The 23,004-nt window shown below is 64.6% G+C and carries 25 protein-coding genes and 1 pseudogene; 11 read left to right on the top strand and 15 right to left on the bottom strand.

The annotated features are described in order from the left end of the window. Window positions 1-139 precede the first annotated feature (139 nt). Entirely contained in the window at window positions 140-3,124 is a 2,985-nt protein-coding gene (locus C665_RS03740; protein ID WP_004300519.1) for a valine--tRNA ligase, read from the top strand. Between the two features lie 221 nt (window positions 3,125-3,345). Here C665_RS03740 and C665_RS03735 read toward each other — a convergent pair whose 3' ends face one another. Both C665_RS03735 and C665_RS03730 read right to left on the bottom strand, forming a co-directional pair. After that, the gene (locus C665_RS03735) at window positions 3,346-3,576 is read right to left on the bottom strand and encodes a sulfurtransferase TusA family protein (RefSeq protein WP_004300518.1); all 231 of its coding nucleotides are present in this window, start codon (window positions 3,574-3,576) and stop codon (window positions 3,346-3,348) included. A 106-nt stretch (window positions 3,577-3,682) separates the two neighbouring features. Further along, window positions 3,683-5,122, bottom strand: coding sequence for a M48 family metalloprotease (locus tag C665_RS03730; RefSeq protein WP_004300517.1), 1,440 nt, complete (start codon window positions 5,120-5,122; stop codon window positions 3,683-3,685). 123 nt (window positions 5,123-5,245) lie between these two features. On the opposite strand from C665_RS03730, the gene moaC (C665_RS03725) reads away from it, so the two are divergent. From moaC (C665_RS03725) to C665_RS03715, 3 genes are all read left to right on the top strand, one after another. Continuing rightward, a complete protein-coding gene (gene moaC, locus C665_RS03725; RefSeq protein ID WP_004300516.1) occupies window positions 5,246-5,734 on the top strand; it encodes a cyclic pyranopterin monophosphate synthase MoaC in 489 nt (162 codons plus the stop codon). A 263-nt stretch (window positions 5,735-5,997) separates the two neighbouring features. Further along, window positions 5,998-6,861: a tyrosine-type recombinase/integrase gene (locus tag C665_RS03720; RefSeq protein ID WP_004300515.1), complete on the top strand. Its 864-nt coding sequence runs from the start codon at window positions 5,998-6,000 to the stop codon at window positions 6,859-6,861. Between the two features lie 155 nt (window positions 6,862-7,016). After that, the gene (locus C665_RS03715; protein WP_040828481.1) at window positions 7,017-7,505 is read left to right on the top strand and encodes a hypothetical protein; all 489 of its coding nucleotides are present in this window, start codon (window positions 7,017-7,019) and stop codon (window positions 7,503-7,505) included. Window positions 7,506-7,908: 403 nt separating this feature from the next. On the opposite strand, the gene C665_RS03710 is transcribed toward C665_RS03715, so the two are convergent. Next, on the bottom strand, window positions 7,909-9,270 hold the full coding sequence (locus tag C665_RS03710) for an IS1380 family transposase (RefSeq protein ID WP_004300513.1): 1,362 nt from the start codon (window positions 9,268-9,270) through the stop codon (window positions 7,909-7,911). A gap of 97 nt (window positions 9,271-9,367) precedes the next feature. Between C665_RS03710 and C665_RS20030 the strand changes: the two genes are divergently transcribed. The 5 genes from C665_RS20030 (at window position 9,368) to C665_RS03690 (ending at window position 13,212) form a co-directional block, all read left to right on the top strand. Further along, on the top strand, window positions 9,368-9,544 hold the full coding sequence (locus C665_RS20030; protein WP_083854675.1) for a helix-turn-helix transcriptional regulator: 177 nt from the start codon (window positions 9,368-9,370) through the stop codon (window positions 9,542-9,544). A gap of 60 nt (window positions 9,545-9,604) precedes the next feature. Next, window positions 9,605-10,486 carry a DNA-primase RepB domain-containing protein gene (locus C665_RS03705; protein WP_004300512.1) on the top strand — a complete coding sequence of 294 codons (882 nt, stop codon included), beginning with the start codon at window positions 9,605-9,607 and terminating at the stop codon, window positions 10,484-10,486. Next, entirely contained in the window at window positions 10,483-12,057 is a 1,575-nt protein-coding gene (locus C665_RS03700) for a DNA primase family protein (RefSeq protein ID WP_083854674.1), read from the top strand. The genes C665_RS03705 and C665_RS03700 overlap by 4 nt, the downstream gene beginning before the upstream one ends. 175 nt (window positions 12,058-12,232) lie before the next feature. Continuing rightward, window positions 12,233-12,604 carry a hypothetical protein gene (locus C665_RS20600; RefSeq protein WP_157277014.1) on the top strand — a complete coding sequence of 124 codons (372 nt, stop codon included), beginning with the start codon at window positions 12,233-12,235 and terminating at the stop codon, window positions 12,602-12,604. 11 nt (window positions 12,605-12,615) lie between these two features. Continuing rightward, window positions 12,616-13,212, top strand: coding sequence for a hypothetical protein (locus C665_RS03690; protein WP_004300509.1), 597 nt, complete (start codon window positions 12,616-12,618; stop codon window positions 13,210-13,212). A 111-nt stretch (window positions 13,213-13,323) separates the two neighbouring features. Here C665_RS03690 and C665_RS20025 read toward each other — a convergent pair whose 3' ends face one another. From C665_RS20025 to C665_RS20595, 3 genes are read right to left on the bottom strand one after another with little or no spacing between them, the layout of a single operon-like run. Then, window positions 13,324-14,697 carry an ankyrin repeat domain-containing protein gene (locus tag C665_RS20025; protein WP_004300508.1) on the bottom strand — a complete coding sequence of 458 codons (1,374 nt, stop codon included), beginning with the start codon at window positions 14,695-14,697 and terminating at the stop codon, window positions 13,324-13,326. Between the two features lie 9 nt (window positions 14,698-14,706). Then, a complete protein-coding gene (locus tag C665_RS03685) occupies window positions 14,707-14,919 on the bottom strand; it encodes a hypothetical protein (protein ID WP_012585673.1) in 213 nt (70 codons plus the stop codon). Between the two features lie 9 nt (window positions 14,920-14,928). Further along, window positions 14,929-15,123 carry a hypothetical protein gene (locus C665_RS20595; protein ID WP_144312170.1) on the bottom strand — a complete coding sequence of 65 codons (195 nt, stop codon included), beginning with the start codon at window positions 15,121-15,123 and terminating at the stop codon, window positions 14,929-14,931. 476 nt (window positions 15,124-15,599) lie between these two features. Between C665_RS20595 and C665_RS03680 the strand changes: the two genes are divergently transcribed. Together C665_RS03680 and moaC (C665_RS20480) are read left to right on the top strand one after the other, a co-directional pair. After that, on the top strand, window positions 15,600-15,896 hold the full coding sequence (locus C665_RS03680; protein ID WP_004300507.1) for a hypothetical protein: 297 nt from the start codon (window positions 15,600-15,602) through the stop codon (window positions 15,894-15,896). Between the two features lie 185 nt (window positions 15,897-16,081). Then, window positions 16,082-16,171: pseudogene (moaC, locus tag C665_RS20480) on the top strand (cyclic pyranopterin monophosphate synthase MoaC); the annotation flags it as partial. A 34-nt stretch (window positions 16,172-16,205) separates the two neighbouring features. Here moaC (C665_RS20480) and C665_RS03675 read toward each other — a convergent pair. The 9 genes from C665_RS03675 to C665_RS03635 form a co-directional block, all read right to left on the bottom strand. Continuing rightward, on the bottom strand, window positions 16,206-16,457 hold the full coding sequence (locus C665_RS03675; protein WP_004300505.1) for a hypothetical protein: 252 nt from the start codon (window positions 16,455-16,457) through the stop codon (window positions 16,206-16,208). A 25-nt stretch (window positions 16,458-16,482) separates the two neighbouring features. Further along, window positions 16,483-17,217, bottom strand: coding sequence for an ABC transporter ATP-binding protein (locus C665_RS03670; protein ID WP_004300504.1), 735 nt, complete (start codon window positions 17,215-17,217; stop codon window positions 16,483-16,485). A gap of 8 nt (window positions 17,218-17,225) precedes the next feature. Beyond that, complete coding sequence (locus tag C665_RS03665; RefSeq protein ID WP_004300503.1) at window positions 17,226-17,930, bottom strand: ABC transporter permease; 705 nt, start codon at window positions 17,928-17,930, stop codon at window positions 17,226-17,228. Between the two features lie 113 nt (window positions 17,931-18,043). Then, window positions 18,044-18,331 (bottom strand): DUF1330 domain-containing protein, encoded by a 288-nt coding sequence (locus C665_RS03660; protein ID WP_004300502.1) that lies wholly within the window; start codon window positions 18,329-18,331, stop codon window positions 18,044-18,046. A 33-nt stretch (window positions 18,332-18,364) separates the two neighbouring features. Next, window positions 18,365-18,673, bottom strand: coding sequence for a hypothetical protein (locus C665_RS03655; protein WP_004300501.1), 309 nt, complete (start codon window positions 18,671-18,673; stop codon window positions 18,365-18,367). A 3-nt stretch (window positions 18,674-18,676) separates the two neighbouring features. Further along, entirely contained in the window at window positions 18,677-18,934 is a 258-nt protein-coding gene (gene thiS, locus C665_RS03650; protein WP_004300500.1) for a sulfur carrier protein ThiS, read from the bottom strand. A 22-nt stretch (window positions 18,935-18,956) separates the two neighbouring features. Beyond that, window positions 18,957-20,246: an NAD(P)/FAD-dependent oxidoreductase gene (locus C665_RS03645; RefSeq protein WP_004300499.1), complete on the bottom strand. Its 1,290-nt coding sequence runs from the start codon at window positions 20,244-20,246 to the stop codon at window positions 18,957-18,959. 231 nt (window positions 20,247-20,477) lie between these two features. Then, window positions 20,478-22,325 carry an aldehyde ferredoxin oxidoreductase family protein gene (locus tag C665_RS03640; RefSeq protein WP_004300498.1) on the bottom strand — a complete coding sequence of 616 codons (1,848 nt, stop codon included), beginning with the start codon at window positions 22,323-22,325 and terminating at the stop codon, window positions 20,478-20,480. 12 nt (window positions 22,326-22,337) lie between these two features. Beyond that, on the bottom strand, window positions 22,338-22,817 hold the full coding sequence (locus C665_RS03635; protein ID WP_004300497.1) for a 4Fe-4S dicluster domain-containing protein: 480 nt from the start codon (window positions 22,815-22,817) through the stop codon (window positions 22,338-22,340). Window positions 22,818-23,004: the final 187 nt, after the last annotated feature.

The raw sequence follows: 23,004 nt of genomic DNA, 5'->3' as shown, positions 1-23,004 counted from the left end.
ACTCGCGTCGCTCCCACGGCGGACCACCGCGGTTCGGCAGGGGAGAAGGGCGCGACACCGCCCCATGGCGCGCTCGTACCGGGGCGCCGGTGCTCCATCCGCTATAATCCGCGCTTTGCCTTCACGCGCGTAGAACACCATGGAACTGGCCAAGAGCTTCGAGCCCGCCGACATCGAACGTCGCTGGTACCCGGAATGGGAATCCCGCGGCTTTTTCGACGCCGGGCTCGACAAGTCGAACCCCGCCGCCTTCTGCATCCTGCTGCCGCCGCCCAACGTCACCGGCACGCTGCACATGGGGCACGGCTTCAACCAGACGATCATGGACGCGCTCACGCGCTACCACCGCATGCGCGGCGACAACACGCTGTGGCAGCCGGGCACCGACCACGCCGGCATCGCCACCCAGATCGTCGTCGAGCGCCAGCTCGACGCCCAGGGCGTCAGCCGCCACGACCTCGGCCGCGAGCGCTTCCTGGAGAAGGTGTGGGAGTGGAAGGAATACTCCGGCGGCACCATCACCCGCCAGATGCGCCGCCTCGGCACCAGTCCGGACTGGAAGCGCGAGCGCTTCACGATGGACGAGGGCCTGTCGCGCACCGTCACCGAGACCTTCGTGCGCCTCTACAACGAGGGCCTGATCTACCGCGGCAAGCGCCTGGTGAACTGGGACCCCAAGCTCGGCACCGCGGTGTCCGACCTCGAGGTGGTGTCGGAGGAAGAGGACGGCAAGCTCTACCACATCCTGTATCCGTTCTCCGACGGCCCCATCGGTGACCTGCAAGGACTGACGGTCGCCACCACCCGCCCCGAGACCCTGCTCGGCGACGTCGCGGTGATGGTGCATCCCGAGGACGAGCGCTACGCCCACCTCATCGGCAAGACCGTCGAGCTGCCGCTCACCGGCCGTCATATCCCGATCATCGCCGACGACTACGTCGATCGCGAGTTCGGCACCGGCTGCGTGAAGGTCACGCCGGCGCACGACTTCAACGACTACGCGGTGGGCCAGCGCCACAAGCTCGACACCATCGTCGTGCTCACCCTCGAAGGCGCCGTGCCCGCGGTGGCCGAGCGCTACACCGCCGACGGCGTCACCCTGGAGGGTGTGCCGATGCCGGCGGGCGTCGTCGGGCTCGACCGCGTACCGGCGCGCGAGAAGGTGGTCGAGGCGCTCGAGGCGCTCGGCCTGCTGCTCGAGGTCAAGGCGCACAAGATGCAGGTGCCGCGCGGCGACCGCACCGGGGTCGTCATCGAGCCGATGCTGACCGACCAGTGGTTCGTCGCCATGAGCAAGCCGGGCGCGGACGGCAGGTCGATCACCGACAAGGCGCTCGAGGTCGTGGCCTCGGGCGAGATCAAGTTCTACCCCGAGAACTGGGTCAACACCTACAACCAGTGGCTCAACAACATCCAGGACTGGTGCATCTCGCGCCAGCTGTGGTGGGGCCACCGCATCCCGGCCTGGTACGACGAGGAAGGCCGCATCTACGTCGCAACTTGCGAGGAAGAGGCGATCCGCGCCTGGAAGGCCGACCTGCAGCGCGGCATCGACGCCCTCGACGCCGAGGTGCAGACGCGCCAGCGCGAAGGCCAGACCGCCGAGCAATACCCCGAGATCGCCGAGCGCCTCGCCCTGCTCCACGCCCGCCACGACGCCGGCCGCCTGCGCCAGGAAGACGACGTGCTCGACACCTGGTACTCGTCCGCGCTGTGGCCGTTCTCCACGCTCGACTGGACCGCCGAGTGGCCGGAGAAGAGCAACGACGCGCTCGACCTCTACCTGCCCTCCACCGTGCTCGTCACCGGCTTCGACATCATCTTCTTCTGGGTCGCCCGCATGGTGATGATGACGAAGCACATCACCGGCAGGATCCCCTTCAAGCACGTGTACGTGCACGGCCTGATCCGCGATGCGGAAGGCCAGAAGATGAGCAAGTCCAAGGGCAACGTGCTCGACCCGATCGACCTCATCGACGGCATCGCACTCGACGAACTCATCAAGAAGCGCACCTTCGGCCTGATGAACCCGAAGCAGGCGCAGAGCATCGAGAAGAAGACGCGCAAGGAATTCCCCGAGGGCATCCCCGCCTTCGGCACCGACGCGCTGCGCTTCACCTTCGCCTCGCTCGCCAGCCCGGGCCGCGACATCAAGTTCGACCTCGCGCGCTGCGAGGGCTACCGCAACTTCTGCAACAAGCTGTGGAACGCCACCCGCTTCGTGCTGATGAACTGCGAGGGCCAGGACTGCGGCATCGGCGAGACCGTCGCCTGCTCCACCGAGGTGCTCGACTTCTCCTTCGCCGACCGCTGGATCGTGTCGCGCCTGCAACGCACCGAGGCCGAGGTGGCCGAGCACTTCGACGCCTACCGCTTCGACCTGGTCGCGCGCGCGGTGTATGAGTTCGTCTGGGACGAGTACTGCGACTGGTACCTGGAGCTCGCCAAGGTGCAGATCCAGTCGGGCACCCCGGCGCAGCAGCGCGCCACCCGCCGCACGCTGCTGCGCGTGCTCGAGACCGTGCTGCGCCTGGCGCACCCGCTGATCCCCTTCATCACCGAAGAACTCTGGCAGACGGTCGCCCCGCTCGCCGGGCGCAAGGAAGGCGACAGCATCATGCGCGCGCGCTACCCGCAGGCCGAGCCCAAGCGCATCGACGAGGCCTCCGAGGCCAAGGTCGCCGAGCTCAAGGCGATGATCTACGCCTGCCGCAACCTGCGCGGCGAGATGAACATCTCCCCGGCGCAGCGCCTGCCGCTGGTGGCCGCGGGCGACAAGGCGGCACTGGCGCTGTACGCGCCTTACCTCGCCGGCCTCGCCAAGCTCGCCGAGGTGCAGGTCGTGGACGAGATCGGCGCCGACGAGCTCGCCCCGGTCGCGGTCGCAGGCGAGACCCGCCTGATGCTGAAGGTGGAGATCGACGTCGCCGCCGAGCGCGAGCGTCTGGGCAAGGAGATCGCCCGCCTGGAGGGCGAGATCGCCAAGGCCGAAGGCAAGCTCGGCAACGCCAGCTTCGTAGACCGCGCGCCGGCCGCGGTGGTGCAGCAGGAACGCGACCGCCTGGCGGGCTTCAAGGCCACGGTGGGCAAGCTCAAGCCGCAGCTCGCCAAGCTGGGGGGCTGATGGCCGCACGGAGGGCGCGCGTGCATTCCGTTCAAATGCGCGTCGCGCTTCCTCCGACGCCGGAATCGCGACTTGCGTCGCTCCTACCAATGCCGTAGCGCTTCGCTTCCTCCAGCGCCGAAATCGCGACTTGCGTCGCTCCTTCCGAAAGCGCCCGTGGGAGCGACGCGAGTCGCGATGCGGCGCCCCAGCCCGCGCGGAACTCCGGCAAGCGCCGAAAACTACTTCCGCTTCAGGAAGAACTCGTAGGCCTTGTCGGACGTTTCACCCTGGCCGAGCAACTCGTTGCCGGTCTGGCGCGCAAACGCCTGGAAATCCTTGATCGACCCGGGATCGGTCGCCAGCACGCGGACGATCTGTCCGCTCTGCATCTCGGACAGCATCTTCTTGGCCCGCAGGATCGGTAGCGGGCAGTTGAGCCCGCGCGCATCCACTTCCTTGTCGTATCTCATCCCCGCTCCCTGGTTGGGTCGTGTTGAAGGCGGCCGATTCTAAAGGATGGCATTGCGCCCCGGAAGGCGCGCCCGTCACGCTGCGCGACATGCGGCGCGAGGTCGTTCAGCGCTCGCGCTTTTCCTCGAGCAGGCGCTGCTTGAGCTCGCGCAGGCGCGCATCCACCGCCGACAGGGTATAGAAGTCGCCATCGCTGGCCCTGCGCGCGATCTCAAGCTGCTCGATCGCGGCCGGCAGGCTGCCGCGCAGGTAGTACACCTCGGCCTGGGTGCGGTGCTGCTCGGTGCGCTGTCCGAGGGCCGCGTAGGCGCGCGACAGCAGCTGCCACAGGCGCGGATCACCGCTGCGGTTGTCGATGCGGCGGCGCAGTTCGGTCGCGGCGACGTCCGCCCGTCCGCCGAGGATGCGCGCATCGGCGAGCGCGTAGCTCACGCTGCGGCTGGACGGAAACTGCTTCTGCGCGGCCTCGAGGATGCGGATCGCGCCCCCGGCGTCGTTGCGCGCGAGACGGATCTCCGCCGCCAGCCCCTCGACCCAGGCCAGGCCCGCCGCCTTCGCGCGCAGCGGCTGCAGGCGGGCCTCGGCCTCGTCGAGGCGACCGGCGCGCATCAGCGCACGGGCGAGACCGTAGGCGAGCGCCTCGTCCTTGGGCTCGCGCGCGAGGCGGTCCTCCAGCTCCTGCACCGCCTCGGCGGGCTGGCCGGCGTTGGCGCGCAGCTTGGCACGCGCGAAGCGGAAATCCGCCGAGTCCGGCACCTGGCGATAGCGCATCGCCGCGACGCGGTTCTCCATGTCGGCGATGCGCTCGGTGGTCAGCGGGTGGGTGCGCAGGTAAGCCGGCGCGCTGTTCTCGTACACACGCGTGTTGCGTTGCAGGCGCTCGAAGAAGCCGGGCATGCCGCGCACGTCGAGCCCGGCCTTGTCCAGGGTCTCGAGGCCGGCGCGGTCGGCCTCGCGCTCGAAGGCGCGGGTGTAGCCGAGTTGGGACTGGATCGCCCCGGCCTGGCCGGCAGCGATCGCCGCGGTGCTCACATCCGAGTTGCTGCGCGCGGCCAGCACCGCGACCAGCATCGAGGCGATCATCAGCATCGCCGACTGGCTCTGCTTGCCGACGATCTGCGCGATGTGGCGCTGGGTGACGTGGGCGATCTCGTGGCCGAGCACCGAGGCGAACTCGGACTCGCCCTCCGCCGCCAGGATCAGCCCGGTGTGCACGCCGATGAAGCCGCCCGGCAGCGCGAAGGCGTTGAGCGTGGCGTCGCGCACGACGAAGAAGTCGAAGTCGAGTCCCGGGTTGTTACTCACCGCCGCCAGGCGCTGGCCGAGGCGGTTCACGTACTCCTCGACCTCCGCATCGTCGAGATAGGCCGCGTCACGCCAGCGGATCTCGCGGATGATCTGTTCGCCGATCTTGCGTTCGGCCGCGGGAGAGAGTTCGGACGCGGCCACGTCGCCGAGATCGGGCAGATCGGCGGCGAGCACGGGGGCCGGCGCAGGCAGGGCCAGCGCGAGGCTGAGCAGCAGGGCGAGGGGTCGGCGCATCATCGGGTGCTATGATACCCGCCGATCCGCGCCCGTTCCCCCGCCGATGTATCGACGTGTAGCGGCGCCTCCCGCCGCGTGGCGATTGCCGCCGCGGCACACCCGCATCTTCTGCCCTGCCCCACCATGAGCACTCCGGAATCCAGTCCGCTGACCCACTTCGACGCCGACGGCCAGGCCCACATGGTCGACGTCGGCGCCAAGGCCGAAACCCGCCGCGTCGCGGTCGCCACCGGCCGCATCCACATGCTGCCCGCCACCTTCGAGATGGTGGAAACGGGCAGCGCGAAGAAGGGCGACGTGCTCGGCATCGCCCGCATCGCCGCGATCCAGGCCTCCAAGCGCACCAGCGAGCTGATCCCGCTCTGCCACCCCATCCCGCTCACCCGCGTCGCGGTCGAGTTCGAGCTCGACGCGGCCGCGCACGCCATCCGCTGCACGGTCACCGCCGAGACCGTCGGCCGCACCGGCGTCGAGATGGAGGCGCTCACCGCGCTCAACGTCGGCCTGCTCACCATCTACGACATGTGCAAGGCGGTGGACCGCGGCATGCGCATGGAGGGCATCCAGCTGATGGAGAAGCTGGGCGGCAAGTCGGGGCACTGGAAGGCGTGAGGCTAAAGCACTGATTTCGCTGGGACGCTGTTGAACCCTATAGCTTGATCGGTTGCCTTCCAAACCCGACACCCGAGCGCAGCACCCCAACCAAATCGGCGTTCTGTCCATCGTTTGTCCAACTGGGGGCAACGATGGCATCAATCAGGCAACGCGGGAACAGGTGGCAATGTCGCGTCACACGGCACGGCTTCCCGCCCGAAACCAAGTCCTTCGCATCGAAGGCGGACGCGGAAACATGGGCACGGTCCATCGAAGTCGAGATGGACAAGGGCACGCACCAGAACCGCGCCTCAGTCGAGCGAACAACCCTTGCGGACGTCCTGCTGCGGTACGCGGAAGAGGTCACGCCCTGTAAGAAGGGAGCGAAGGATGAGGCCATCCGCCTGAACGCCCTGCGGGCAAACAAGCTCGCCAAGCATTCACTGGCAAACCTCAGCGCCGCAGCGGTGGCGAAGTTCCGCGACGAGCGTTTGAAGACCGTATCAGCAGGCACCGTTTTGCGGGACCTCGCACTGATTTCGTCGGTCCTGAACCATGCGCGCCGGGAATGGGGCCTCCCGGTTGAAAACGCCGTTCAGGCGATCCGTAAGCCCCGACAGCCCCAAGGGCGGGAGCGCGTGCTATCGCACGATGAAGAGGCCAGCCTGCTGACCGCATCGGCCCCTGTCGGGCGTCGTAGTCCCTGGCTCCAGCCGATCATCATCCTTGCACTGGAAACAGCCATGCGGCGCGGCGAACTGCTTGCGCTGCGGTGGGAGCATGTCAGCCTCGACAAGCGCACCGCCCTGCTTCCCGACACCAAAAACGGCACACGACGCCTTGTGCCGCTGTCACCCCGTGCGATCGACACCCTCAAGCACATGGCGCGCTCCATTGACGGGCGCGTGTTCCCAATCTCGGAACCGGCCCTGCACCTGCGGTTCAAGCTGGCGTGCGAGCGAGCGGGAATCGGCGGGCTTCACTTTCACGACCTGCGGCACACGGCCACCACCAGACTTGCCGAGAAGCTGACCAACCTTGCGGAGTTGTCCGCCGTGACCGGACACAAATCGCTCCAGATGCTGAAGCGGTATTACCACCCCAACGCCGAAGCACTCGCGGAAAAGCTGGCGCGACACGGTTAAGCACAGGGCGGGGTTCGACGTGATTTTGTAAACATCTGTTTTTTCTATGATTTCAAAACTTAACGAACCCCGTGCGCTCCAGTATGCTATGTCGCATAAGGCATCAGCACAATTCAGGACGGATCTTGATGAGCGCGCGGACTCCCCCTATTTCCATGCTTGAGCAAATCACCAGAGCCACACGAATCGTTTTGCCGGACGACGACGAAACCGCCAATTTCATTGATGCCATCGAAGCTGGATTCGCGGGGCATCAAGGTGGCATCCCTTTCGAGATCACCGTTCGCACGGGCAAGCGCGGCCGCCCCGCCACCGTCGTCAACCCGGAAATCGAACGGCTGAATACTCGGGCACTGCCCTTCGACATGGACGAATGGACCACCGGAATCAACTGGGCCAAGGTCCCCGGAGCGCTCGCCGCGCTCGACTCGACCAAGGCGCGAAACAAGACGGAACGACAGCTTGTGTTGAATGGGCTCGAACGGCTGACGACATCGACGCACAGCGGCGAATACCTGGAGATCATCCGCACACACAGTGCCCGCACTGCTGCGGAGAGGATCATCAATCACCCGTCGGGGGAGTTTTCCGGCTTCTCGTTCAAGCGCCTTCGGACTCATATCGCCAGCCTGAAGACTGGGTAATGCTGCAGGTAGAGAAAATTATTCTGTCCTAACCTCATTTTCGTCGATATGACGCTACACCTTGAGGAACTAGGACATGCAAACAGAAACGACCGGCGCGACACCGCGCCACCACCACACCCCCACCAAAAACGCCGCGCAGCAACTGCGTGAATGTCTCCCCTGAATCCGTGTTCTCTACAGCGCATACCCGCTCCGCGAGCCCCAGCGCATGATTCTTCTGCTGCCTGACTCCCAATCTCAGCTCACCGCAGCCCCGAGCGCCGTCCTTTCATGGCCCGGAGCGCCGGCGAGCCGGGCTTCCGGCGGGTGCGCTATGTCATTTCCCTTCTCCCGCGCGGCCGTCGCCCTTCCGCCGCAGCGAAATGGCCTCGATTCGGAGAATTCGGCCGCCGGATTTGCATCACGGCGAAGCCACCGCGCACAGTCGCGCCTGCACCGTGGTGAACACCTTCACATGCGCGGCCACGCCGCGCCCGAAGTCCAGCACCAGGCGCCGGGCGTGTTCGACGAACTTCGCCGCGCGGTACATCACCTCCTGCAGCACCGTCTTGATGCGCCGGCGCTTGGCCGGGTGGCGGATCGGCGAGAGCTCGCCGGCCAGCCCGAGCTGGCCGATCAGGCGCAGGCAGTTGTAGGCGAATGCGGCCAGATGCACGACCGCGTCGTTGGTGTCGAACTTACCCGAGGGCAGGCGCTCGAGGTCCAGGTCGGTCTTGATCTCGGAGTGGAACTGCTCGTGCGTGCCGTGGTGCTTGTAGAGCTCGATCACCTCGGCCATCGCCCCATCGAGGCTGGTCCACCAGCCTTCGATCTCGATCTCGGGCGCCAGCAGGTGCTGGCCCTTCTTGTCGATGGTGCGCTCGGTCACCCGCACCACCAGGCGCAGCGTGCGCTTGGCCTTCTTCCAGGCACGATCGATCTTCAGGTCCAGCAGCCCCACCCGCTTGCCCACGCGCGCTTCTTCGAACGCACCGGCGGCCTCGGCCCGATCCACCCAGGCGGTCTTGTCCTGGCGGCGCGGGTTCCACTTGGTGAGGTAATCGAACGAACGCCCGAGTTCGGCCCAGCGATCGCGCTCGTCGGCCAGCGCGAACAGCAGCCGCGCGCTATCGAAGCCGCTATCGGCGCGCCACAGCAGCTTCGCATCGGCGGCGCACACCCGGCGCAGGCGCGGGAGCGCGCGCTCGAAGAAATACTCCGTCTCCAGCGCCGAGTGGTGCGAACCCGCGCGCAGTTCCAGGCCGAGGTTCCAGCCCTCGTTGCCCAGGTACAGCGCGATCGGCGTGTAGCCGTCGACACCCTGGTAGGTGCGGCTGACCGCTTCCTTCTTGGTGTCGGAGTTGTCCATCACGAAGGTGTCCAGGTCGGCGCAGACGTAGCCCTTGTGCGCCGTGATCGGCGCCTCGGTGCGCTCGAGCAGGCGCAGGCTCAGCTCGTCGGTCAGCTCGCGCAGCTCGGCCGCGCGGGCATCGAGCCGTTGGCGCATCCACACGCTGCCGGGCACCTTGGCGAGCCCGAGCGCTTCCTTGAAGAAGCGGTCGCCGCGAAACGGCTCGATCGCCTCGAAGTCGCTCTTGCCCAGGCTCAGCAGCCCGACCACCGACTTGACCAGATCCGAGCTCAGCATGCCCTGCGACACTGGCAGCCTCGGGTCGATCACCGCCTGAACCTGTGCCGCCTGGCAGCACTGCCCGATCAGCGCCAGGCCCGAGTACGAGGTCAGGTTGAGCTTGGCGGATTGCTTGACTTCGAAGCGCGGCATGGTCGGTTGGGTGAATGAGTCGGATGCGTAATTGTACAATTACATCAATGCGTTAGGCTGGATTTCCGGCTAAACGAACACGGATTCAGGTCTCCGAGTGCCCGACGTGGCCGCGTTTTTGGGGTGCGGAGTCGCCACCGTATGGCGCCGCACGAAGGATGACCCCACGTTCCCGAAGCCCATCAAGCTGTCGCCAAGGGTGACCGTGTGGAAGCTGTCGGAAATCGAAGCATGGTTGGAATCGCGCCGTGTGCAAAGCACGGTTGCTGCTTGACGCTCCGCCAAACAAAAACGCCCGCAGGGGGATTAACCCGAGCGAGCGGAAGGACTTCACATGCCAAACATTATACCCCGCACCGCCGACGAAAAAGAGCGCCTGAATGAGGGAGAAAGCTTCCTGAGCGCCCTTGATTCCCAAGCCACCAGCTTCCACTTCCGAACCTTCGACGATGTTGAACTGGACGGTAAAAAGCGCGGCAATCAGGCACTGAGCAAAAAATTCCATGGCCCGTTATCGACCCACTTTGAAAGCCTTTGTCGACTGAATGAGCAGGGGGCCGGGGTCTTCATTGTCATCAATGCAGGCGGTCAGATCACGAGTGACATCACACGAGTGCGCGCGGTCTTTGCCGACACTGATGGCGCCCCGCTGACACCCATCGTGGAAAGCCTGCCACCGCACATCGTTGTCCAGTCTTCACCCGGCAAATGGCATGTCTATTATCGCGTCGAGTCGCATTTTCCCCTGGACAAGTTCGGCGCTGTTCAATCAGCCATCGCCGAGAAATACGGGACGGACGGCGCGGTGAAAGACCTACCTCGCGTCATGCGCTTGCCAGGGTTCATGCACAACAAGGGCAAGCCGTGCATGGTTACGACTACCCACTTGGACACTAGGAGTCCGGCATACAGCCTGGATCGAGTGGTATCGGGACTGGGGCTGCTGTTGGCAAAATGGGAGGCAAGCAGCCTCAGCGAGGTTGTGCCCGTTGCAATGCAGTCTTCCACCATCGGGGACGAGTGGAAGGCAAACGCGCACTCTGCCCGCGAGACGACCCTTGATGACGCTGAACACATGCTCCGCTTCATCGACCCGGACTGCGACCGGGGCACATGGTGGAAGGTTATGGGTGCACTCGTCCATGAGTTCGGCGAGGATGCCCGCGATCTTGCGCGCCGCTGGTCAATGGGTCAGATCAAGCGGGGTGCCGTATGACTGCCGTCGCCAAGAAGTACGACGAGGATGTTTTTCACCAGCAGTTCGACGACCTTTTGCAGCGGGAACGAAACGGACAGGTAACTCAACCCGTAACGATGAAAACGGTTCGACACCTTGCCGAGCAGGCCGGAATGCCACGTGCGGCAAGCGCAGCGAATGACAATGAGGTGCAATCAGTCGATGAAACGATGCACGGCGCTTCTGGCGACATCGCCAATGGCCGCATCTTCGCCAAACTCAATCGCGGCAAACTTCTGTTCGCCCATGAGACGAGTGAAACACTCCGCTTCGACGACTCACAAGGCTGGACTCGCGCCGCACCCGGTGAATCTGAACGAGCGGGCAAGGAAGTAATTGCAGTACTCCGCAGTGCAGCCGTCGAACGATACAAGGCCGCGCCTGACGATCCGAAGACCAAGCGCCTGATGGCCCATATCGAGAGATCAAGCACAGCGCCGAAGATCACAGCCATGATCAGCATGGCGAAGTCCGAACCGGGGATGACGATTCAGCTTCATCAACTCGACGCCGACCCCTTTATGCTCGGGGTTGAAAACGGTGTTCTTGATTTGCGTGAGGGCGTTCTTCTAGCTGCTTCGCCCGATCTGCTTGTCACGAAACGCTGCGCAGTGACCTATGACCCGACCGAAACAGCGCCTACGTGGGAGGCGTTCATCGCCCGCATTACTGGGGGTAAGACAAGCCTTGCACGATTCCTGCAGCGCCTCGCCGGCTACATCCTGACTGGCGACGTAGGGGAGCAGTGCTTCGCGTTTCTGTATGGCCTCGGACGGAACGGGAAAACGACCTATGCTGAAGCGCTGCGCTGGCTGCTCGGTGACTATGCGGTGATCCTGCCAACCTCGACGCTGATGATGGCTCGACGTGATCCAGGGGCGGCAAGTCCTGACCTGATGCTACTCAAGGGCGCGCGCCTCGCACTGGCGAACGAGACCGAGGAAAGCGCACGGCTCGCTGAGTCTGTCGTCAAAGGACTGACAGGTGGCGACTCCATTACCGCCCGCGATCCATACGGGAAATTCGCCACATGGAACCCGACCCACAAGCTGATGCTTGTGGGCAACCATCGTCCGGTTATCGCTGGGGGTGACTGGGGCATCTGGCGCCGGGTACGCCTCATTCACTTCACGGAAACCATCGCGGACCACGAATGCGACCCGCAGTTGCCCGACAAGATTAAAGCAGAAGGTTCTGGCCTGCTGAACTGGTGTCTCGACGGCTACCGAGCATGGCGACGTGAAGGACTGAATCCCCCCCTCGAAGTTAGAGGCGCGGGCGACGAGTACCGCAAGGACATGGACATCGTCGGGCAATGGCTCGACGAACACACCGAGGACTCGCCGGGCGCGCTTACTGCGACCGCAGACTTTTACCGGGCTTATGTGTCGTGGGCACGTAGCTCTGGGTGGCATCCGATGACTCGACAATCGTTTGGGCGCAGGCTCACTGAGCGCGGCATCCATATTCGAAAGGGTGGTGCGAATTCAACGAAGTGCGCTGTCGGTATCAAATTGAACAGGGAAGGAGTGCGCGCGCTGATCGAGTAGTGACCAGACCGGATGAACCGGACGATTTAGGCCTGTTTTCGGAAACTTTTCTATATCTCCTCTCATGGGGGACTTTCCGGAAAATCGATCAAATCATCCGGTTCATCCGGTCTGAACTCGAAAAGTGCCCCATCGGACCTACAAACCGTCGATCACCACATCTGGAGAACTGTAAATGAGTAAACAGCAACGCGCTTTCGTCACGGCCATGCTCGCAGACATCCCGCAACCCGAGCAGATCGCCCAACAGCACACCGCAGCACACCAACGTCAAGCAACCGAAAAGGAACGTCGATGGCGTGACCGCCTCACCCCCTTGGATGACCGCCTGCGCAAGGTCCTCGACGACATCCCGGACAGCATCAAGGCCGAAGGCATCAGACTGCCGCCGCTGGTTCATCAACTGATCGGGCGCACACGACAGCACCCTTCAGCGGGCGACGTCGGCAAGGCGCTGCGCCGACTCGGATGGCGTCGAAAACGTGACTGGTCAAACGGTGACGAAGGCTACCCCGCCGTCTGGTATCCCCCCAACAACCAAGCATGAGAACGACAACGATGAACTACCCCAACCTCGCCGCCGCAGTCGCCACCCGCTACCCCAACGCTAACGAGCAAACCCGAGACCGCCTGTGCCGCAGCGCACTGCATGAAACCGCCCATCTGTTCGTCGCGCGCCTCGTCGATGCGCACCCCTACAAACTCAGAATCCAGCGCTCCGGCGCTGGATGGATTCATGTTCATTCCCACGACGAGCGCGAAATCCTGATCAGCCTTGCCGGGGTGGCAATGGAGTATCGGATCGAGGGAGACTATTCGCGAGAACTTCCGGCAACATTTGACGACTTCAACGACGCGGAACGCTGGTGCATGGAACTGTGGGACATCGAGCGCCCCGGCATCATTGCCGGAAAAATCCTCCGCGACTTGGTCACGATGTACGGATGGCCCGACGTGTGGCGACTGATCGAAGAGACAGCAGTACGGGCGATCACCAAGGCCCGCAAGACGGACGGCATTCTGAGCGCGGATAAGACAGACGCTGTGTGCAAATGGCTCGATGGTGAGCTGAAACGCTCCGGCCTTGGTGAGGAACTCAGCCCGCTGCGCAACCGGGTAAGGCTGACCGCGACAGATACACAGAAGACTGTGTGAAACTCAAAGCAGCTTCAGCTCGCCGCAGGCGCTAATCACCAAGCCGTCTCAGCCTCAGGGGTTTTCAACCGTTAGAGCGGGGCTCTTCGAGGCAACGCAATCAACCATTCGTCATGACTTAGCATCAAATTCAGAACAGCACTCTAGAAGCGTGACAATGTCGCCACCCCCAGACGCCCTCGCTAAGTCAAGCGCCGACTTCCCGTAATCCGCAGCCTTATCCGGCATAGCACCTGCAATTAGAAGATGTTCAATTAACCAGAGATCTTTACGGCCTACCGCTTTGTGCAGTGCCGTTTCGCCATAATCGAAGGCAACTGCTGCGAGCCACGGATTTCTATCTAGTTCCCGGCTGATGAATACATGATTCCCATCTTTTACGTCACTCCAGAAATTTTTTGCCAAGCTTGAACCTTTCTCTCGGAGCGCACGGATCATATCGTCTTCAGTAAGAAGCTTTCTAGAGGCCCTGACATTCATAAGGGCTATATCAACCCCCTTTCTCACTGAACTGTTTTCCGAATTTTCTTTGTCTCTTTTTTGGCGGACTTGCGTTGATCCAAGCACTTCATTTATCCATTGAGCACCGAACCCGGCAGACAGATCTAACGGAACCTTCCCTTCCAAATTTCTAGCCGTCAGAGAAGCTCCTCTCTGGATCAGAAATTTAATCATATCCGCATAACCTTCTCGTGCGGCTATGTGAAGCGCAGTCATACCCCCGCTATCTTTAACGTCGACTAACGCTGGGTTTTCATCAAGCCAAGACCTTGCCTCGTCAATGCGACTGAACCTAACTGAATTTAGAAACAACGTTGCAGTGTGTGTTGATGAAAGACCCTCGAGGCCAGCATCTGCGCGACCGTCTGACGAAGCACGATCAATATTCTCACGAATATAATCTCGTTTCATTTTCAGTTGGCTTATAGCCCTTAGCTTCTCCTCATGACGCAAGCGGGCAATCCGAATCTCTTCGCCTTTTTCACGAAGCAGCTTTTCTGCACGGGCCTTGATGTACCCAACCTTTACTTTTCTTTCATCGCCATCAAATTCCGCGTACAGCCTAGTCCACAGCCCTTTATCGACCCTTTCCCTCTCTAGTTCCTCAGCCACTTCTTCGTAAATCCTGTCAAGACTCACCTCAGCAGGCACGAGATCAACTTCTAAAAGGGCATCAAGCACAGCCTCATCATTCTTTTGAGATGCTGCCTCGAACTGAACCCCAATCGCAGGTACGACGTACGTCACCCCATCGTGCTGTGAAGCTCCCTTGGCCATTCTTGCGGACGATTCACGTACGGATTCAGGCTGCGGTTGTCGCCTGAGCGCTGGCCATTTCAAGAACGGGAAACGCCACATCAAAACCAAGCTTATTATTGGAATGACCATTAAAATAGACCACCATCCTGAATAGCCTGCCTTTCTAGCGATCAATGCGCAGCACAACAAAGTCCAGCCGATGAAACCCAGCAGCAGAATGTCCATCTTCTTTCCTCAGTCTTCCTCTATCCGGTTTGGCCAACTTGAAAAAGCAAGAATGCCCAGAATGATCAACCAGCCGAGGAAAGGCACCAAGACCCAAAAGGCGTTATGGGGACTCAGACCCGCACGAACGCAAACCTTGCGAATCGGGTAATAGAAGAGGACAAGAGCCACAACCGGCCAAACGAATAATTGGGCGATCAACTGGCCCATCAGGTCGTTCATAAAACCTCCCTAGTCCAAGAATGACCGTAGTTTCTCCAGCGCAGCACGTCGTCTCTCGCGCTGCTCCGGCGTTTCCTTCTCTGACGCCTTGACCGTGCGGCGCACAATGTCCGGGGGCAGTACGCCCCGCTCGATCAAACGTGCCTGATCTGCTTTAAGTTGCGCCGCCATGCGCTGCGCGCGTGTAGGTTCGTTGTCCTGCATGACCTCTCCCTGTGCCATGGCGTCTATTCTCAGGCACGACATACTGCAAGGGGCTTGACGAACGAGTTATGTAAACAGGCGACGCGGGCGGGGGCACCTATCATCATCAGGCGAGACGCTTCGACTATACCGCTTGCGTATGCTGTTAAGAAGTTTACAGGGTCTTTTGGAGCCGGGGATGATGAGTGCGATAGATCGGACGTGGGCGGGGGTGGTCGGGTCGATGTCCCACCCGGCAGGGGGACCCCCCTCCCCCTTGACGCTGCGAGCGCGCGACAGACAGACCGAGCACGCGCGCCCCGACAGGACCGCAGCATACAACGCGATTACACGTAAATCGCTGATCTTTAACGATATTTCTTGACTCTCTGCGAGACATTGCCTATAGTAGAACTGTCCCGAACGGGATGAGCGGCGAATCGGGGAGCGGCAACTCCCCGACCGCCTGACCACTACCGACTGACTTGGAGTCGATCATGGCTGACCTGTATCTTACCCTCTCGAAGTTCCCCGCCGACGCCGCCGAACGTTTCGCCGCCACCCTACTGCGCGCGGATGCTACCGACCTGAACCTAGCTTTCATGGGGAAGGACATGACCGCCCTGGAGTGCGGCATGGTGCGCACGGCGCACGCGATCATGCACGGCGACACTGACGCCGCCGAAGGCTGGATGGATGAGTACCCCGCATTGCTCGAACGCGACCGCCTCACGGTGCGTGAGTCCGCCCTAGCGGACATGGTCGATGTGATCGCAGAAACCGCGTTCGCCTAACAGGCGAGAACCGACACGGGCACGGGGTGAACTCGTGCCCTTTTCGCGAGCGTTTGACGCAGCGCCACCGATGCAGCACAGGGACAGTTCAGGCTGTCCAAATTTTGTCCAACCACCGATGGACAGCGCACGACGAGGAAGGACGAAACCCGCGTATTTGCTGGGTTTCAGGGTGGGTCAACTGCATGTGCAAGGCGGTGGACCGCGGCATGCGCATGGAGGGCATCCAGCTGATGGAGAAGCTGGGCGGCAAGTCGGGGCACTGGAAGGCGTGAGGGGGGCGCGGCGTCGGGCGTGAGGAGCGAGGCCTCAGGCGCCGGGCGGCGGCTGGGGGCCTGCATCACGCCGCGCGAGACGCGCGAAGACCAAGGGGAAGGCGCCGGTGCCGGCGAGCGCGATCGCCGAGACGAGGAAGGCCAGCCCGGCCATCGGGTCGGACAAGGCGGGGTGCAGGAGCGCGCCGAGACCGGCGAAGCACAGCAGCGCGGCCCCGAGCGACACGGCTGCGAGCCCGAACAGGGCAAGCGCGACGAGCGGCAGACGGGCGGCCACCGGACTCATCGCGCCGCCTCCCGCAGCGTCGATCTCATGCTCCCTGAAAACGCATCCGCCATGGCAATTCTCCCTGGATGAAGAGGCGCGCCTCCTCCGAGCGCGGACGGGCGAAGAAGGCGCGCACCGGGGTGTGCTCGCACACCCGGCCGCCCGCCATGAAGACGATGTCGTCGCCCAGGCGAGTCGCCTGACCGAGGTTGTGAGTGACCATGAGGATGCGCGTGCCGTCGGTGCGGATCTCGCGGATGATGCGCTCGACCGCCGCGCTCGCCGAGGGGTCGAGGCTGGCGGTGGGCTCGTCGAGCAGCAGCAGGCGCGGCCTGGTCAGCCAGGCGCGCGCGAGCGCGAGACGCTGCTGCTCGCCGCCGGAGAGCTGGCGCGCACTGTCGCCGGCGCGGTCGGCGAGGCCGACCCGCTCCAGCATCTCCAGGCCGCGCCGGCGCCGCTCCGCCCCCGCCACGCCGAGCGGCTTGAGCCCGAGGACGACGTTGTCGAGCACGGCCATGCGCAGCATCATCGGGCGCTGGAAGACCATCATCACGCCCTGCTGCGGCCGCGTACCGCCGGCCCCGCCCCAGGCCATGCTGCCCGAGCTCGGCTCGATCAGCCCGCAGATCGTGCGCAGCAGCACGCTCTTGCCTGCGCCGTTGGGGCCGAGCACCAGGGTGATGCCCTCCTCGCTCAGTTCCAGATCCACGCCCGCGAGCACCTCCCGCCCGTTGGGCGCGAAGCGCAGGTCGTGGATGGAGAGGGGGAAGATGGGCATCGCGGACCTCACCCGAAGCGACGCATCGCCCACTGCCGCAGCACGTAGGCGAGCGCGTTGAGCGCGAGGATGATCATGATCAGCACCATGCCGAGCGCGATCGCCAGCGCCAGATCGCCCTTGCTGGTCTCGAGCGCGATCGCCGTGGTCATGACCCGGGTGGCGCCGTCGATGTTGCCGCCGACGATCATTACCGCGCCCACCTCGCTCATCGCCCGTCCGAGGCCCGCGAGCACCGCCACCACCAGCGAGTGGCGGCAGTCGTGCAGCAGCGTGGTGACGCTGTCCCACCACGAAAAGCGCATCACCTGCAGCTCCTCGGCGTAGCGCGCCCACACGTCCTCGACCACCTGGCGGGTGATCGCCGCCATCAACGGCACCACCAGCAGGGTCTGCGCCACCACCATCGCCGCCGGCGAATACAGCATGCCGAGCGCGCCGAAGGGCCCCGAGCGCGACAGGATCAGGTACACCACCACGCCCACCACCACCGAGGGCAGGCCCATCATGCCGTTGATCAGCACCGACAGCGTGGTCTTGCCCGGAAAGCGCCCGACCGCGATGCAGGCCCCGAGCGGCAGGCCGATCAGCGTGCCGAGCACCACCGCCGCGCCGCTGACCTGCAGCGACAGCGCGACGATCTCGAGCACCGTGTGGTCGAAATGGGCAAGCAGCGACAGCGCATCGGAGAAGGTGGCGGCGAAGGCGGACATCGGCGGGGAGGATAACCGAAAGCCGACGCCGGCCGGAACGCCGGGAGCGGCTTCAGCCGGGCGCCGCCGCGGCGCGCGCTGGTGTCGGAGGCCGGTGCGAAAGGCGCCCGCGGCTAGCTTTCGTAGGACAGCAGGAGCACGTCCGCCGCCTGCTCCCGGAGCGGGATCAGGGCCTGATAGGCTGGCGACGAGAACCAGTCGTTCACCGCCGCGACGCTGGGAAAGCGGATCACGACGATGTCCGGGTGGGGGCTTTCGCCCGCGAGCGCGGCCACCTGCCGGCCGCGAAACACCAGCTCCGCGCCCCAGGGGGCCAAGGTCTGCGGAACCTTGCTGCGGTATTCGGCCCACATCTCCGCGTTCTTCACCGTGATATGGCCGACGACGTATGCTTCACTCATGGACGGGCTTCCAGAAATCGATTGTGCTGCAGATCAACCGCCGCCCTTCTGCATCGCGCGATCGAGCCGCGCCAGCAAGGCGCGGCGCGCGGCTTCCTCGCCCGGACCGAAGCCGTAGCGCACGATCAGTTGCGGCAGCTCGAACAGACCCAGGCGGCGCACGCCGGCAGGCTCGATGTCGATGACCAGGCGCTGCGCGCCGTCCTGCAGGCGGAAGCGCAGGCTTGCCGCGCCGCCCTCCACCCCCGGCCAGGCCTGGCGCAGGTCGCGCTCGAACTCGCGCGCGGTGGCGGTGACCCGGCGCTCGAAGGACTCGGGCACCGGGCCATTGATGAACGCCACTGCTCAACCGCCCGCGATCGGCGGCCAGATGGCGAGCTCGTCGCCCTCGGCGAGGCGCTTGCGGGCGCGCTCCGAGGGCGGCACGAAGTGTCCGTTCACCAGCACCAGATGCGCGCTGCGCTCGGGCACGTTGTAGCGCCGGATCATCTCCGCCACCGTGGTGCCCTCGTCCACCTCGAGTTCGAGGCGGTTGCCACGGTGGCCGTCGGGCAGATAGTCCGACAGCGAGGCGAAGAGCTTGAAGGCGATGCGGATCGTCACGCGAGTCTCCAGGATCGTCCCCTCAGCGCGCCAGCGCCATCGGCTGCTGGCTGCGCGCGACGTAGGCATCGACGAAGGCGAGCGGGTTGGCGAGCAGGCGCTCCTTCCAGTCGCCCAGCTTCACCTGGCCGTGGATCAGCCCGCGCAGCGCGCCCACATGCTGGGTGAGCCCGATCGAGGTGGCGCCGACCAGCACGTCGTCCTTGAACTGCAGGCTCAGGTAGCGGTAGCGCGCCTCGTCCACCATCTCGACCCCGCTGCCGCCGGCCTCGGGCTTTTCGCCCCACCACTGGCCGAAGGACGAGGAGATCAAGCCGAGCGTGTCGAGCACATTGATGGCCAGCACGCCGTTGAGGCGCGACTCGTGGACGCGGTCGCGCGCCATGTTGGTGGCGGCGATGCGCGCCTGGTCGGCGGCGTTGGGCTGGATCGCCGACACCAGGTGCGCGCCGGTGAACAGGTCGGGCGCCTCGGCCACGTCGCCGGCCGCGAAGATGCCGGGCACGCTGGTCTCCATGTGGTCGTCGACCAGCACGCCCTTGGCCACATGCACCGGCGTCTCGTCGAGAAAGCCGACGTTGGGCGCCACGCCCGCGGCGACGATCACCAGGTCGCAGTCGAGGCGGTCGCCGGTGGACAGGCTCACCACCAGCGGCGCATCGGAACCGGCCTCGCTGCCGCGGTCGATGCGCTGCACGCCCGCCGAGGTGAGCACGCGGATGCCCTTCTCCTCGACCCAGCGCTTGATCATGCCGCCAGCCTTCGGCGTCATCATGCGTGGCACCATGCGGTCGCCCATCTCCACCACGGTGAGCTGCACGCCGCACTTGGCGAGCGCTTCCATGATGATGCAGCCGATGAAGCCGGCGCCCAGTTGCAGCACGCGCGCGCCGGGTCTGGCATGGGCGGCGATCGCGCGCGCGTCGGCGAGCGTCCAGCAGGTGTGCACCGAGGGCAGGTCCACGCCGGGGATGGGCGGGCGCACCGGATGCGAGCCGGTGGCGATCAGCAGGCGGTCGTAGTGCTCGAAGTGGCCGTCGTCGAACAGCACCTTGCGCTTGTCGGCGTCGAGCGCGACCGCGCGGCCGCGCAGCTGGCGGATGCGCAGGCGCTCGAAGTGGCCGGGGTCCTTGCGCAGCCAGGTGCCCGACTCGTCGATGTTGCCTTCGAGCAGGTAGGGAATCGCCATGCGCGAATACGGCGGCGCGTCCTCGTGGCCGACCATCAGGATGTCGTCGGCCGGCGCCACCTTGCGCAGGATTTCGGCAGCAACGACGCCCGCGGGGCCGTTGCCGAGAATCAGGTGTTTCATTGCAGCGTCCTCTAGCGAACCGCGGCGTGGAAGACAGGCCGCGGCAAGGCGATCGCAGGTAATCCGGGTGATCCGGGCCCCGTAGGAGCGGCGCAAGCCGCGCGCCCTTCGGATCGGGCCGAGCGTGCGCGGCGCCAACCGCGCCCGTTCAAACCTCGCGGCTGGCTCCGCTCCTGCAGGGCAATCCAGCGCCATGGGCGCCCGCGGGGGCGTCCATGGGCGTTTGCTGAATCACAGGCCCAGGCGTGCCCGTGTCTCCGCGGTCGGCTCGCCACCCGGCGTCCATCCGCGCACCTGATAGTACTCGGGCAGCATCTTCGCCAGGCCGTTGACCAGGCCCTTGGCCGGGCCGGTCTTGGCCGGTTCCTGGGTGAGGCGCGGCGGCAGGTTGTCATCCTTGGCGGTGAAGCCGGCGGCGTTGTTGAACATGCGCTCCATGTTCCAGATGCGCTCGCCCACCTCGTTGAGCTTCTCCATGCTCCAGTCGCCCTCGCACGCGGCCGCGACCTGCGGCTGCACGTCGGCCAGGGTCCACGCGAAGCTGGTGAACACGCAGATCCCGGCGGAGTCGAACACCGCGGTGGCGTCCTGGAAGGCCTTCACCAGCTCGGGCTTGCCCTCGGTGGTGAGCGGGTCGGTCTTGACCGGGATGCCGAGCACCTCCGACGCCACGGTATAGCCGCGCAGGTGGCAGGCGCCGCGGTTGGAGGTGGCGTAGGCCAGGCCCATGCCCTGGATGCCGCGCGAGTCGTAGGCGGGGAATTCCTGCCCCTTCACGCTCATCGACAGCTCGGGACGGCCGTACTTCTCGCACAGGCGCTTGCTGCCCAGGCCGAGCTCCTTGCCGAAACCCTCGCCGAGCGCGGTCATCTCGACCATCTTCGCCAGCGCCTCGGCCGAGCCGAAGGGCGCCGCCATGCCGATCTTCTCGTCGGTAAGGATCCCCAGCTCGTAGAGCTCCATCGCCGCACCGACGGTGGCGCCGAAGGAGATCGGGTCCATGCCCTGCTCGTTGCAGATCAGGTTGGCGTACTGCAGCGCCTCGAGGTCGCCCACCCCGTTGGCCGCGCCAAGCGCCCACGCCGCTTCGTACTCCAAACCGCCGGAGGCGCCCCAGTACTTCGGGCTGTTCTTGACCGTGAAGTGGGTCTTGTCGATCTCGGAGATGCGCCCGCAGGCGATCGTGCACCCGAAGCAGGCGGCGTTGGTGACGAGGTGGGTCTTGCCGTCGGACGCGCGCTTCTCGTGCATGGCCTCGGCGGAGATCTTCGAGGCGTCCTCGAACTGCACGTCGCGGTGGTTGCGCGTGGGCAGCGCGCCGATCTCGTTGATCACGTTCATCAGCACCTGGGTGCCGTACTTGGGCAGGCCCTGGCCGGTGACCGCGTTGTCGGCGAGCACTTTCTTGGCGTCGTTCGTGGCCTTCAGGAAGGCGCCGAAGTCCTTGATGCCGGAGACGCCCTTGGTGCCGCGGATCGCCACCGCCTTGAGGTTCTTCGAGCCCATCACCGCACCCACGCCGGAGCGCCCGGCGGCACGGTGCAGGTCATTGACGATGCAGGAATAGAGCACCTGGTTCTCGCCCGAGACGCCGATCGAGGAGATGCGCACCAGCGGGTCCTGGAGTTGCTCCTTGATCTTCTCCTCGGTTTCCCAGCAGCTCCTGCCCCACAGGCCGGAAGCGTCACGCAGCTCGGCCTTGTCGTTCTCGATGTAGAGCCATACCGGCTTGGCCGACTTGCCCTCGAAGATCACCATGTCCCAGCCGGCGAACTTCATCTCGGCGCCGAAGAAGCCGCCCGAGTTCGAGCACGCGATGGCGCCGGTCAGCGGCCCCTTGGTGACCACGGTGTAGCGGCCACCGGTCGAGGCCATGGTGCCGGTGAGCGGCCCGGTGGCCATGATCATCTTGTTGTCGGGCGACAGCGGGTCGACCCTGGGGTCGATCTCGGACACCAGGTACTTGGTGGCCAGCCCGCGCGAGCCGAGGTATTCGTCGGCCCACTGCATGTTCAGCGCTTCTTCGGTACAGGTCCCTGCGGTGAGGTTCACGCGCAGGACTTTGCGATTCCATCCCATGACGCATCCTCCTCAGGCAGCGGCCGAAGCCGGGGTGTTGGCCTTCGCGGCCCAGGCGCGCATCTTGTCGATGCCGGTCCAGTCGGCGTCCACATAGGTGATCGCCCCGGTCGGACAGGCGCTGGCGCAGGCGGGGTTGCCCTCGCACAGATCGCACTTCTGCACCTTGCCGCTGTCCTGGTTGTAGTTGATGGTGCCGAACGGACAGGCGATCGTGCACACCTTGCAGCCGACGCAGGTGTCCTCGAACACCATCTTGGCGCCGGTCGACAGGTCGATGCGGATCGCATCCACCGGACAGGAGTTCAGGCACCAGGCCTCGGTGCACTGCGTGCAGGTGTAGGGCACCTTGCGGCCCTCGTGCTCGAAGTTGAACACCTTGATGCGCGACTTGCTCGGATTGATGACCCCGGTGTGCTCGTAGGAACAGGCCATCTCGCATTGCAGACAGCCGGTGCACTTCGCGGGATCAATGTGCAGTGCTTTCCACATCGATCGTCTCCTTGTCGTTTATCGATTCCTGCGCTCGGTCACAGTGCTGCGGGCAGTACGCCCCACTGCTCACCTATGCAAGTACAAGCATAAGTCATACCTGCCCGCGGGCAAGGCGGGATTACCCCACTCAGGACACCCCGCCGGCGCGGCCGAGCTTGCGATAGAGGCGGTTGCGGCTGACCCC

The sequence above is a fragment of the Thauera aminoaromatica S2 genome, from assembly GCF_000310185.1.
GTDB lineage: Bacteria > Pseudomonadota > Gammaproteobacteria > Burkholderiales > Rhodocyclaceae > Thauera > Thauera aminoaromatica.
The sequence above is the reverse complement of the archived record's forward strand: the minus strand, read 5'-3'. Positions and strand labels throughout refer to the sequence as shown.